Source organism: Fusobacterium sp. IOR10, from assembly GCF_010367435.1.
In the GTDB taxonomy this organism is placed as follows: domain Bacteria; phylum Fusobacteriota; class Fusobacteriia; order Fusobacteriales; family Fusobacteriaceae; genus Fusobacterium_B.
On record NZ_WJWY01000043.1, the window covers coordinates 1 to 12,027 of the forward strand.

A 12,027-nucleotide genomic window follows, 5' to 3' on the forward strand; every position below is an offset into this window, starting at 1 on the left:
GATAAGTACTTGCCAATCTTTAATAATATAATGCTTCTTTAGCTCAGTTGGTAGAGCGCACGACTGTTAATCGTGTTGTCGTTGGTTCAAGTCCAACAAGAAGCGCCATATGAATTTAAAGCAATCATTTGATTGCTTTTTTTAATTGTAGATTAAAGATATTGACAATAAAGGGCTTTTGTGATAAACTACTAAAGTTAATAAGCAGATATTCCTCTTCAATTTATAGTTGAATGAATATCAAAGGGAGGAATCAAAAATGAAAGAAAAATTAATTGAATTAGTAGAAAAAGATTATTTAAGAACAGACATTCCTAAGTTTAAAGCAGGGGATACAATAGGAGTTTACTACAAAGTAAAAGAAGGAACAAAAGAAAGAACTCAATTATTTCAAGGGACAGTAATAAGAGTATCTGGATCTGGGATAGCAAGAACATTTACAGTAAGAAAAGTTGTAGATGGAATAGGTGTTGAAAGAATAATACCTTTAAATTCTCCATTAATTGATAAAATTGATGTATTAAAAGTTGGTAAAGTAAGAAGATCTAAACTTTATTACTTAAGAGGATTATCTGGTAAAAAAGCAAGAATAAAAGAATTAAGAAAATAATAAAAAAGGCTAATTTAGCTAAAACTACAGACAAATTAATTTGTCTGTAGTTTTTTTTATAACTATTGTAGGAGAATAACTGTTATGATTAATTAAAAGTAATGTATATGGACAAAAATAAAAAGATATTAACTTGATTTAAATTTAATTGTTTTTTATTTTTAAATTAAGTTAAAGGTAATTACTTTAGCTTTTTTTCTTTTAATATGTTAAAATATTTTTATAAAAAAACAAAAGGAAGGTTGTATATGAACAAAAAAATTATACTTTATATTATATTTTATTTAATTTTAACCTCTTTTTTTATCTATATTTTTATTAAAGAAAAATATATTAATAAAAATATTGCATTGAAGATAGAAAAGCTATCAGAAAAAATATCAAAAATACTTGGAATAAAAAGTGAAGGAAAAAAAAATATTTTATTGAAGACTTTAAAAATAATTGAATCATTTGGAACCGCTATAATTTTAGTTCTAATTATTCAACGATTTTATTTGGGAAATTTTATGGTGCCAACAGGGTCAATGAAACCAACTATAGTACCTAAGGATAGACTTTTTGGTAATATGGTTTCTTATAAATTTAGAGATCCAAAAAGAGAAGAAATAATTGTGTTTAAAGAACCATTAGAAAACAAAGTTTTATATACAAAAAGAGTTATGGGATTACCAGGAGAAAAAGTTCAAATTAAAAATAATCATTTATACGTTAATGATATAAAAATAAACTCCAGAGAATATACACCTTTAGGAGATCTAGGAAATGAAGAATGGATAATTCCTAAAAAAGGGGACATATTAAAAATAGTACCAAAGTTAGATTATAAAAAAGAATATAAGAAAATAAATATTGATATAAAAAAAGTACAAGAGGTTTTATTAAAAGATTCTTCACAAATAAAAAGAATTTTACCTGAAGTAGAATTTTATGTAAATGGCAAAAAAACAGGTATGATTTTAGATTTTATACATGATGACAAAACTTTAAAAAAATTAATAAATGGTAATACAGTGGAAATAAAATTAAAAGATAATTATTTTTTAGCTTTGGGAGATAATACTAACGGAAGTTATGATTCTAGAATGTGGGGATTTGTTAAAGAAGACAGAATAAGAGGAAAAGCTTTTGTAAGATTTTGGCCAATTAATAGAGCAGGGATATTAAAATAATGATATTAGAAAAAATAGTAAATAAAGATGATGCAAATAAATTATTCTATATAGAAAAAAAAATTTTTAAAAATGAAGCTTATTCATTAAAGCAAATAGAGGAAATTATTTTTATGGAAAACTATACCAGTTATTTTATCAAAGAAAAAGATATAATAAGTGGATATATTATTATTTTTGACAATAGTGAAGCCTTTGAAATAATGAAAATAGGCGTTTTAGAAGAAAACAGGAAAACAGGAATAGGTAAAAAACTTATTAATAAAATAAAAGAAAAAGAAAAAAATATTTTTCTAGAAGTTAGAGAAACTAATATTTCAGCAGTTTCTTTTTATCTAGCAAATGATTTTAAAAAGGTGGGAATTAGAAAAAATTATTATAATAATAAAGAAAATGCAATTTTAATGTTATTTTCGAAAAAATAAAATTAAGGAGTATAAAGTGAACTATGATACAAAAAGGGAAAAATACCTTACTTTATTAATATTATTTTCGTTGTATTTATCATTAATAGAAGTTCTTATTCCTAAGCCATTTCCTTGGATGAAAATAGGATTAGCTAACATTGGAGCTATAATATCCTTAGAAAAATTTGATGAAAAAATGGCAATAGAAGTAGTTGTTTTTAGAATAATAATTCAAGGAATAATGTTAGGTACTTTATTTAGTCCGGGATTTATAATAAGCTTAATTTCAGGAATCACTAGCTTATTTTTTATGGTGATATTATATAGACGAAGGGAAAAGTTAACTTTAATATCAATAAGTATGGTTGCAGCTTTAATTCATAATTTAACTCAATTGATTGTTGTATACATATTATTATTTAGAAATATTGAAATTAAGAGTAGATATGTTATTTTTTTTGTACTTGGATTTCTTTTATTAGGGTGCATATCAGGTTTAATAACAGGGGTTATTGGAGAAAAATTATTACTTAGAAGGAGAAAAAAATGAGAAAATATTTTGGAACAGATGGTATAAGAGGAGAAGCAAATAAAGAATTAACAGCAAGCTTAGCAATGAAATTAGGTTATGCTTTAGGTTATTATTTGAAAAAAGAAAATAATAACAAGAAAAAAATAAAAGTAATTATGGGATCAGATACTAGAATATCTGGTTATATGTTAAGATCAGCATTAACAGCTGGATTAACTTCAATGGGAATTAATATAGATTTTGTGGGAGTATTACCAACTCCAGGAGTAGCATACATTACTCAAACTAAAGGTGCTGCTGCTGGAATAATGATTTCAGCTTCTCATAATCCAGCTAAGGATAATGGAATTAAAATATTTGGTAGTGATGGATGTAAACTTTTAGATAAAATAGAAGAAGAATTAGAAAGCTATATGGATAATTTGGAAGAAATTATAAAAGAACCTTTAGATGGAGATAAAGTTGGAAGCTTTAAATATGCAGAAGATGATTATTTTTTATATAGAGATCATTTGAAATCAATAGTTAAAGGTGATTTTAGCGGAATGAAAATAATATTAGATGCAGCTAATGGATCTGCTTATAGGGTTGCAAAAGAGGTTTTTTTATCTTTAGGAGCAGAGATAGTTGTTATAAACGATGCACCTAATGGTAAAAATATTAATGTTAAATGTGGATCAACTAATCCAGAAATTTTATCAAAAGTAGTTATTGGTTATGAAGCAGATTTAGGCCTTGCTTATGATGGAGATGCTGATAGATTAATTGCTGTGGATGAAAAAGGAAATATAGTTGACGGAGATAAAATTATAGCTACCCTAGCAGTAAGTATGAAAAATAATGATAATTTAAATGGCAATAAAGTTGTAACAACTGTAATGAGTAATATGGGATTTGAATCTTATCTAAATGAAAATGGTATAGTTTTAGTTAGAGCAAATGTTGGAGACAGATATGTGCTGGAAAAAATGAGAAATCAAGCTGCTAATTTAGGTGGGGAACAATCTGGACATATAATTTTACTAGATTATGGAACAACAGGAGATGGAATACAAACTTCTTTAAAATTAGTAGAGGTATTAAGAGATAGTAAAAGTAAATTAGGAGAAATAGTTTCTAAAATACCTGAATGGCCTCAAAAATTAATAAATATAAATGTTGGAGATAATATTAAAAAAAATAACTGGAATAAAAATGAAGAAATTTTAAAACAAATTAAAATCAAAGAAAAAGAATTAGAAAATGAGGGAAGAGTTTTAGTAAGAACTTCTGGAACAGAACCAATAATAAGAGTAATGGTAGAAGGAAAAAATTTAAATCAAGTATATGAAATAGCAGATTTTTTATCAAAAATAATAAGGGATCAATTAATATAGTTGAAAATTAGGAGTGAATATGTATAAAAATTTTTCAAAAGTTTATGATAAATTTATGGAAGTATGCGATTATGATCAGTGGGTAGAAATATTGGAAAAAAATATTAACAAATACATAAAGAAACCTAAAAAAATCTTGGACTTAGGATGTGGTACAGGAGAGGTATTAAAAAGAATATCAAATAAATATGACTGTTCAGGTCTAGATCTATCAGAACAAATGTTAAAAAGAGCAAATGAAAAATTAAAAAATGTTAAATTATTTTTAGGTGATATGAGAGAATTTAACACTCTAGAAAAATATGATGTTGTTTTTTCATTTTTTGACACAGTTAACCATTTAACAAGTTTAGAAGATTTATTAGATACTTTGAACAGTGTAAAAAATGTACTTGAGCCTGGTGGAATATATATGTTTGATGTTGTGGATAGAAATTTTATGAATAAAATGTTTCCAAATGGTGTTTTTGCAGATGTAAGAGAAGATTTTTCTGTTATTTGGGAGCATGAAATAGATTTAGAAGCTTCTTTAGATATTATAGAAGCAACTTATTTTATACAAAATAAAGAAAATAATTATGAAAAATATGAAGAATATTATGAGAAAAAAATATTTACAAAAGAAGAGATAGAAAAAGCAATAGAAATGAGTGGTTTGAAAAAAGAATGTATATTAAAAGATACCCAATTAGCAGGAGAAAGAAATTTTTATATTTTAAAAAAATTATAGGGAGAAAAGATGATTAGATTAAATAAAGAAATTTTTAAATATTTTAATCTACTTGGAACAGTGGGTCTAATAATAATTTTAAATATAATTTTTTCAATAGTTTTATATAAAATTTTTGTAAAATATTTTGGAGAAAGCTTAATTATATTTTTATTATTAATAGCATTGGGAATAATAAATGGTTTTTACAATGTATATAAAATTATATTCAAAAAATAATAATCAAAAATAACCTTTATTAATTTAAAGAATTGTGGTATACATAAATAGATTACTAAAAAGAGGGGGAATATGAAACAAATAAAAAAAATTATAAAAAGAGGATTAATAACTTCAATTATAATTTTTATATATGGTCTTTTTTTAAGAAATTCTGTAGTGTACATAGGAATGTTTACAGGGTCCTTAGTTTCAGTTTTGACTTTTTATATGCTATATGTAGATGCAACAAATATCCTCTTAGCATCAAAATTAAAAAAGCAGGTTTTTATTAACTATGGAAAGAGATATTTCTTATTGTTATTAACATTTATAATCATGGGTTATTTTGGAAAATTGGAGTACATAGTAGCTACTGCTGTTGGAATGTTCAACATAAGATTTAATATTTTTTTGTTTGTTATTCAAGATAAAATCACAAAAAATAATAAAAAGTAGAAAAGGAGGAAAATATGAATATTAGTTTTTTGACACCACCTTTAGTGGAAGGTCCAAAGATAGCATTTTTTGTTCCATTGCCTAAATTTTTACATCAAGTTCCATTGGCTATGAATGTAGGAAATGGAGAATTTGGACTGCCAGTTAGTATGACTGTAGTAAGTAGTTGGTTTTGTATGTTTATATTGTTTATGATATTCAAAGTAGGAACTAAAAAATTAGAAGTAGTTCCCAGAGGAAAATTGCAAATTATATTAGAAACATTATTTGTTTTTTTAGATAATTTAGTTTTTCAATCCTTAGGAAAATATAAAGATAGGTTCATAAGTTTCATTTCTTGTTTATTCTTATTTATTTTATCAGGAAATATTCTCACTTTTTTTCCAATTCCTTGGGTTACAAAAATAGCAGATAAAAGTATATTTATACATCCAGCTTTTAGAACTCCAACAGCAGATTTAAATACAACAGTTGGATTAGCTCTTTTAACTGCAATTGTATTTATTGGAACAAATATTAAACAATTGGGATTGTTTGGATATATAAAAAATTTCGCAAGTCCAGTTCCTATATTGTTACCTTTAAACATAATTTCAGAATTAGCTAAACCAATTAATATGTCTTTCAGATTATTTGGGAATATGTTTGCAGGGATGGTAATAATGGGATTACTGTATAAAGCAGTGCCAGCTGTTGTTCCTGCTCCATTGCATTTATATTTTGATTTGTTTAGTGGTATAGTTCAAAGTTTTGTATTTATAATGTTATCAATAGTTAATATACAAAGCTCTTTAGGAGATTCAGTAAATGATTAGTTAGAAAATAAAATTAGGAGGTAGATTTATATGGATATGTTACTAGCAAAAACAATAGTATTAGCAGCGTCAGCAATAGGAATAGGATTATCAATGTTAACTGGATTAGGACCTGGGATAGGTGAAGGATATGCTGCAGGTAAAGCTGTAGAAGCCATTGCAAGACAACCTGAAGCTAAGAGCGATATAATATCAACAATGATTTTAGGACAAGCCATAGCAGAGTCAACAGCTATTTATGGATTAGTTGTAGGAATGATTTTATTATATGCAAATCCATTATTATCAGCATTAGGAAATTAAAATTAGATTAATGTTGAAAGGAGGTAATGAATTTGGCAGCACAAACAATGCCCGCTATTTCTATTGATATAAACATGTTTTGGCAAATAATAAATTTTTTGGTATTGATTGTGATATTTAATAAATATTTAAAAAAACCATTAAATAAAGTGTTAAAACAAAGAAAAGATATCATATCAAATGATTTAGAGGAAGCGAAAAGAAATAAAGAAGAGGCAAAGAAAGAAAAAGAAGAGGCTAATGAAAAGTTAAAGGAAGCCAAAAAACAAGTTCATGATATAATAATTAACGCAGAAAAAAAAGCTGATCAAAGAAAAGAAGAAATATTGAGAGGTGCAACTTCCCAAAGAGATAAAATATTAAAAAGTGCTGAAATAGAAGTTGGAAAAATGAAAGCAAGAGCTAAAACTGAAATTAGAGAAGAAATGCAAATTTTAGCAGTTAAGTTAGCTGAAAAAATCATAAAAGAAAAATTGGACTCTAAACATAGTAATCAATTAATAAATAATTTTATAGATGAGCTAGGTGAAGACTAATGTCAAAAAATAATATAGGTAGAAGATATGCAGAAGCAATTTTTTCAATAGGGAATTCTAATGATAATGTACAAGAAATTTATGAATCACTTAATAAAGTAATGGAATTATATTTATCTAATGAGGATTTAAAAAACATATTAGACAATCCATTAATTCAAATGGAAGAAAAAGAAAAAGTCATAAATAAAATTTTTGAAAATGAAAAAGAAAGTATAAAAAATATTATTTTATATATATTATCTAAAGGAAGAATCCAAAATATAAAAGAAATAGTTACAGAATATTTGAAAATATATTATTTAAAAAATAATATTTTAGATGTTGAGGCAATTTTTTCTAAGGAAATATCAGAGGCTCAAAAATCGAAACTTATAAAAAATTTGAAAAAAAGAACAAAAAAGAAAATAAATTTAAAAGTTGTTATTGATAAGTCAATTATTGGCGGAGGAATATTAAAAGTGGGAGATAAAATAATAGATGGAACTATTAAAACTCAGCTAGACTTGTTAATGTATAAAGGTTAAAAATACACATAATCGGAGGTGTAGTAGTTGAATATCAGACCGGAGGAAGTAAGTAACATCATAAAAAATGAGATAGAAAACTATAAAAAGATTTTAAATATAAAAACTTCAGGCTCTGTGTTGGAAGTAGGAGATGGTATTGCAAGAGTTTATGGATTAAGCGATGCTAAAGCCGGGGAAATATTAGAATTTTCTGATAATGTTATTGGAATGGTTTTAAATCTAGAAGAAAATAATGTAGGTGTAATTATTTTAGGGGATTTCACTAAAATAAAAGAAGGGGATGAAGTAAAATCTACAGGAAGGATAGTATCTATTCCTGCAGGAGAAGAATTTTTAGGAAGAGTAGTAAATGCTCTTGGAGAACCTATTGATGGAAAAGGAAGTGTAAAAATAGAAAAATATATGGAGCTAGAAAGAAAGGCTTCAGGAATAATTTCTAGACAACCAGTATTTCAACCTTTACAAACAGGAATAAAATCAATAGATGGGATGGTTCCTATTGGTAAAGGTCAAAGAGAATTAATCATAGGTGATAGACAAACAGGAAAAACAGCTATTGCAATAGATGCAATAATAAATCAAAAACATACAGGTGTAAAATGTATTTATGTTGCTATAGGTCAAAAAAGATCTACAGTTGCTCAAATATATAAAAAATTAGAAGATTTAGGAGCTATGGAATATACAACAATTGTTGCAGCAACAGCTTCTGAAGCAGCTTCATTACAATATATTTCACCATATGCAGGGGTAGCAATGGCAGAATATTTTATGGATAAGGGAGAAGATGTTTTAATAGTTTATGATGATTTAACAAAACATGCTGTAGCCTATAGAGAAATGTCTTTATTATTAAAAAGACCACCAGGAAGAGAAGCTTATCCAGGTGATGTATTTTATTTACATTCTAGATTACTAGAAAGAGCAGCGAAACTTTCTGATGAATTAGGTGGAGGATCAATAACAGCTTTGCCAATTATAGAGACTCAAGAAGGGGATGTAGCTGCATATATTCCAACAAATGTAATTTCAATAACTGATGGACAAATTTTTCTAGATACTCAATTATTTAATTCAGGATTTAGACCTGCAATAGATGCAGGAATTTCTGTTTCCAGAGTTGGTGGAGCAGCACAATTAAAAGCTATGAAACAAGTAGCCTCAAAAGTTAAATTGGAGTTAGCTCAATATACAGAATTACTTACTTTTTCTCAATTTGGATCAGATTTAGATAAGACAACAAAAGCACAATTAGAAAAAGGTCATAGAATAATGGCTATGTTAAAACAATCTCAAAACAAACCTTATGCTGTAGAGGAACAGGTTATTTCTTTTTATGCTGTAACTAACGGTTTTTATAAGGATATAGAGATAAAAAATGTTGCTGAATTTGAAAAAGAATTAATATCTTATTTAAAAGAAAATACTGATGTATTAACAAAAATAAAAGAAAAAGGTGTACTAGATGAAGCCTTAGAAAAAGAAATCTCAGATAATATAAATAAATTCAAAAAAAAATAAAGAGGTGACTAAATGGCTAATTCAAAAGGAATAAAAAATAGAATAAAAAGTGTACAGTCTACCCACCAAATTACAAAAGCTATGGAAGTTATTTCAACAACAAAATTTAAGAAATTTTCAGCAAAAGTTATTAAATCTCGTCCTTATGCAGAAGGAATAACAAATATATTGACAAATATTTCTTATGATGTTAAGTATGAAAAACATCCTCTTTTTGATGGAAGAAAAATATCCAATAAGATAGGTGTTATAATAATGACTTCAGACAGAGGACTTTGTGGAAGTTTCAATAGTAACGCTATTAGAAAATTTGAAGAATTAAAAAATAAAAATAAAGAAAAACAATTCTCTGTAATTGCAATAGGTAGAAAAAGTAGAGATTATTGTGTGAAAAGAAACTATGATGTAAAGGCTGAGTATATACAAATAATACCAGAAGAAATATTTGATAAGGCAAAAGAAATTAGTGAAAATATAATTGAGTATTATTTAGAAGAACTTTTTGATGAAGTTTATGTAATATATAATAAATTTGTTTCAGCTTTGAGAAGTGATTTATTAGTGAAAAAATTAATTCCAGTACAAAGAGTTGAAAGTGAAATAAAAACAGAATATATTTTTGAGCCTAATATAGAAGATGTATTAACAAATTTATTACCAAAATATTTAAATATAGAATTATATCAAGCAATGTTAGAAAATACAGCTAGTGAGCACTCAGCAAGAAAAAATGCAATGAAAAATGCCAATGATAACTCAGAAGATATGTTAAAAGAGCTGAATCTTCAATATAATAGAGAAAGACAAGCTGCAATAACACAAGAAATAACAGAAATTGTAGGTGGAGCAGCAGCATTGAAATAAGTTAATAAAGGAGGACAGTAAGTTGGTTAATAAAGGAATACTTACACAAATTATAGGTCCAATAGTTGATATAAAATTTAAAGAGAATTTGCCTAAAATATATAATGCTTTAAAAGTAGAAAAAGATGGGAAAACTCTTATTCTTGAAGTAGCACAACATATAGGAAACAATATGGTAAGAACAATCGCTATGGATGACACAAATGGATTAAAAAGGGGAATGGAAGCAATTGACACAGAGTCTCCAATAACTGTTCCAGTTGGAAAAGCTGTTTTAGGAAGAATATTAAATGTTTTAGGAGAACCTGTAGATAATAAAGGACCAATTGATACAGATGAAAGATTACCAATTCATAGAAATGCTCCTGATTTTGAATCTCAAGGAACAGAAGTTGAAATTTTTGAAACAGGAATAAAAATAATTGATTTATTAGCCCCTTATATAAAAGGTGGAAAAATAGGATTATTTGGTGGAGCAGGTGTAGGAAAAACAGTTTTAATACAAGAACTTATAAATAATATAGCTAAAGGTCACGGTGGATTATCTGTTTTTGCAGGTGTTGGAGAAAGAACAAGAGAAGGTAGAGATCTATATAATGAAATGACAGAATCAGGAGTTTTAGATAAAACTGCACTAGTTTATGGACAAATGAACGAACCACCAGGAGCAAGACTTAGAGTAGGATTAACAGGGTTAACAATAGCAGAAAACTTTAGAGATAAAGAAGGTCAAGATGTATTGTTATTTATAGATAATATATTTAGATTTACTCAAGCAGGTTCTGAAGTATCAGCATTATTAGGAAGAACCCCTTCAGCAGTTGGATATCAGCCTAATTTAGCTACAGAAATGGGAGCCCTACAAGAGAGGATAACATCTACTAAAACAGGATCAATTACATCAGTACAAGCTGTATATGTTCCTGCAGATGATTTAACAGATCCAGCTCCAGCAACAACATTTTCACATTTAGATGCAACAACAGTTCTTTCAAGAAGAATATCATCTTTGGGAATTTATCCAGCAGTGGATCCATTAGATTCAACATCAAAGGCTTTAGACCCAGAAATTGTTGGTAATGAACACTATACAGTTGCAAGGGAAGTACAAGCTGTATTACAAAGATATAAAGAATTACAAGATATTATAGCAATATTAGGAATGGACGAGCTAGCAGATGAAGATAAAAAAGCTGTTTCTAGAGCTAGAAAAATAGAAAAATTCTTTTCACAACCATTTTCAGTAGCAGAACAATTTACAGGTATTAAAGGAAAATATGTACCTATTAAAGAAACTGTTAGAGGTTTTAAAGAAATTTTAGAAGGAAAATATGATGATTTACCAGAACAAGCTTTTCTATATGTTGGAACAATAGAAGAAGTAGTTAGTAAAGGAAGAGAGTTATTGAAAGGGGATGACTAAAAATGAGTAGCTTTAAATTGGAAATAATAACCCCTTTAGGAATAAAATTTTCAAAAGATGTAGAATATATTTCATTAAAAACTACAGAGGGAAATATGGGAATATTAGCAAATCATACTCCTTTTGTTGCAGGTTTACATTCAGATGATATAAAAATAAAAATCAATAATTCAACAGAAATAAGTTATTATATTTCAGGAGGATTTTTAGAAATAAATAAAGAAAAAGTGTTGATTATTGTTGATGAAGCAATGTTACCTGATGAAATAGATTTATTGGAAGCTAAAAAAGAATTGGAATTTGCTCAGAAAAAATTAAAAAAATTAAATGAAGATAATCAAATAATAATGGCTCAGAAATCTCTTCAAGATGCATTGGTAAAAGTGAGAGTAGCTGAAAAATTGTTATAGAAAAAAAAGATGTATTTTGTAGTGCACCCAAAATCTTAGACAAATAAGATGGAGGGTGCATTTCTTATGTCCAAATTAACAAATAAACAAAAAATAGAAATTTATGAAAGAAGGTTGAAAGGAGAAACAGTAAAATCTTTA

General features: G+C 26.8%; 16 protein-coding genes and 1 tRNA gene. All 17 read left to right on the forward strand.

Annotated elements, in window-relative coordinates:
• Window positions 1-32 precede the first annotated feature (32 nt).
• The 17 genes from GIL12_RS09280 (at window position 33) to atpC (ending at window position 11,886) form a co-directional block, all read left to right on the forward strand.
• Window positions 33-108 (forward strand) — tRNA-Asn (locus GIL12_RS09280).
• Between the two features lie 151 nt (window positions 109-259).
• Window positions 260-610: a 50S ribosomal protein L19 gene (gene rplS, locus GIL12_RS09285; protein WP_163470199.1), complete on the forward strand. Its 351-nt coding sequence runs from the start codon at window positions 260-262 to the stop codon at window positions 608-610.
• Between the two features lie 248 nt (window positions 611-858).
• Window positions 859-1,782: a signal peptidase I gene (gene lepB / locus GIL12_RS09290; protein ID WP_163470200.1), complete on the forward strand. Its 924-nt coding sequence runs from the start codon at window positions 859-861 to the stop codon at window positions 1,780-1,782.
• Window positions 1,782-2,207: a GNAT family N-acetyltransferase gene (locus GIL12_RS09295; protein ID WP_163470201.1), complete on the forward strand. Its 426-nt coding sequence runs from the start codon at window positions 1,782-1,784 to the stop codon at window positions 2,205-2,207. Before lepB ends, GIL12_RS09295 begins: the two co-directional genes overlap by 1 nt.
• A gap of 16 nt (window positions 2,208-2,223) precedes the next feature.
• Complete coding sequence (locus GIL12_RS09300; protein ID WP_163470202.1) at window positions 2,224-2,739, forward strand: Gx transporter family protein; 516 nt, start codon at window positions 2,224-2,226, stop codon at window positions 2,737-2,739.
• Entirely contained in the window at window positions 2,736-4,097 is a 1,362-nt protein-coding gene (gene glmM, locus GIL12_RS09305) for a phosphoglucosamine mutase (RefSeq protein ID WP_163470203.1), read from the forward strand. The genes GIL12_RS09300 and glmM overlap by 4 nt, the downstream gene beginning before the upstream one ends.
• Before the next feature lie 19 nt (window positions 4,098-4,116).
• Entirely contained in the window at window positions 4,117-4,827 is a 711-nt protein-coding gene (locus tag GIL12_RS09310) for a class I SAM-dependent methyltransferase (protein WP_163470204.1), read from the forward strand.
• A 9-nt stretch (window positions 4,828-4,836) separates the two neighbouring features.
• Complete coding sequence (locus GIL12_RS09315; RefSeq protein WP_163470205.1) at window positions 4,837-5,046, forward strand: hypothetical protein; 210 nt, start codon at window positions 4,837-4,839, stop codon at window positions 5,044-5,046.
• Between the two features lie 72 nt (window positions 5,047-5,118).
• Window positions 5,119-5,484 carry a hypothetical protein gene (locus GIL12_RS09320; protein WP_163470206.1) on the forward strand — a complete coding sequence of 122 codons (366 nt, stop codon included), beginning with the start codon at window positions 5,119-5,121 and terminating at the stop codon, window positions 5,482-5,484.
• A gap of 14 nt (window positions 5,485-5,498) precedes the next feature.
• Entirely contained in the window at window positions 5,499-6,299 is an 801-nt protein-coding gene (atpB, locus tag GIL12_RS09325) for a F0F1 ATP synthase subunit A (RefSeq protein WP_163470207.1), read from the forward strand.
• 30 nt (window positions 6,300-6,329) lie between these two features.
• Entirely contained in the window at window positions 6,330-6,602 is a 273-nt protein-coding gene (gene atpE / locus GIL12_RS09330) for an ATP synthase F0 subunit C (protein WP_163470208.1), read from the forward strand.
• Window positions 6,603-6,634: 32 nt separating this feature from the next.
• Complete coding sequence (gene atpF / locus GIL12_RS09335; protein ID WP_163470209.1) at window positions 6,635-7,138, forward strand: F0F1 ATP synthase subunit B; 504 nt, start codon at window positions 6,635-6,637, stop codon at window positions 7,136-7,138.
• Entirely contained in the window at window positions 7,138-7,665 is a 528-nt protein-coding gene (atpH, locus tag GIL12_RS09340) for an ATP synthase F1 subunit delta (RefSeq protein WP_163470210.1), read from the forward strand. The genes atpF and atpH overlap by 1 nt, the downstream gene beginning before the upstream one ends.
• 27 nt (window positions 7,666-7,692) lie before the next feature.
• Window positions 7,693-9,189 carry a F0F1 ATP synthase subunit alpha gene (gene atpA / locus GIL12_RS09345; RefSeq protein ID WP_163470211.1) on the forward strand — a complete coding sequence of 499 codons (1,497 nt, stop codon included), beginning with the start codon at window positions 7,693-7,695 and terminating at the stop codon, window positions 9,187-9,189.
• A gap of 12 nt (window positions 9,190-9,201) precedes the next feature.
• The gene (atpG, locus tag GIL12_RS09350; RefSeq protein ID WP_163470212.1) at window positions 9,202-10,053 is read left to right on the forward strand and encodes an ATP synthase F1 subunit gamma; all 852 of its coding nucleotides are present in this window, start codon (window positions 9,202-9,204) and stop codon (window positions 10,051-10,053) included.
• A 22-nt stretch (window positions 10,054-10,075) separates the two neighbouring features.
• Window positions 10,076-11,476: a F0F1 ATP synthase subunit beta gene (atpD, locus tag GIL12_RS09355; protein ID WP_163470213.1), complete on the forward strand. Its 1,401-nt coding sequence runs from the start codon at window positions 10,076-10,078 to the stop codon at window positions 11,474-11,476.
• Between the two features lie 2 nt (window positions 11,477-11,478).
• Window positions 11,479-11,886, forward strand: coding sequence for an ATP synthase F1 subunit epsilon (gene atpC / locus GIL12_RS09360; protein WP_163470214.1), 408 nt, complete (start codon window positions 11,479-11,481; stop codon window positions 11,884-11,886).
• The last annotated feature ends 141 nt before the right edge of the window (window positions 11,887-12,027 follow it).

What these genes read in the sequence shown, in the direction of transcription:
- rplS (WP_163470199.1), top strand. Translation starts at nt 260, where the DNA reads ATGAAAGAAAAATTAATTGAATTAGTAGAAAAAGATTATTTAAGAACA.
- lepB (WP_163470200.1), top strand. Translation starts at nt 859, where the DNA reads ATGAACAAAAAAATTATACTTTATATTATATTTTATTTAATTTTAACC.
- GIL12_RS09295 (WP_163470201.1), top strand. Translation starts at nt 1,782, where the DNA reads ATGATATTAGAAAAAATAGTAAATAAAGATGATGCAAATAAATTATTC.
- glmM (WP_163470203.1), top strand. Translation starts at nt 2,736, where the DNA reads ATGAGAAAATATTTTGGAACAGATGGTATAAGAGGAGAAGCAAATAAA.
- GIL12_RS09310 (WP_163470204.1), top strand. Translation starts at nt 4,117, where the DNA reads ATGTATAAAAATTTTTCAAAAGTTTATGATAAATTTATGGAAGTATGC.
- GIL12_RS09315 (WP_163470205.1), top strand. Translation starts at nt 4,837, where the DNA reads ATGATTAGATTAAATAAAGAAATTTTTAAATATTTTAATCTACTTGGA.
- GIL12_RS09320 (WP_163470206.1), top strand. Translation starts at nt 5,119, where the DNA reads ATGAAACAAATAAAAAAAATTATAAAAAGAGGATTAATAACTTCAATT.
- atpB (WP_163470207.1), top strand. Translation starts at nt 5,499, where the DNA reads ATGAATATTAGTTTTTTGACACCACCTTTAGTGGAAGGTCCAAAGATA.
- atpE (WP_163470208.1), top strand. Translation starts at nt 6,330, where the DNA reads ATGGATATGTTACTAGCAAAAACAATAGTATTAGCAGCGTCAGCAATA.
- atpH (WP_163470210.1), top strand. Translation starts at nt 7,138, where the DNA reads ATGTCAAAAAATAATATAGGTAGAAGATATGCAGAAGCAATTTTTTCA.
- atpG (WP_163470212.1), top strand. Translation starts at nt 9,202, where the DNA reads ATGGCTAATTCAAAAGGAATAAAAAATAGAATAAAAAGTGTACAGTCT.
- atpC (WP_163470214.1), top strand. Translation starts at nt 11,479, where the DNA reads ATGAGTAGCTTTAAATTGGAAATAATAACCCCTTTAGGAATAAAATTT.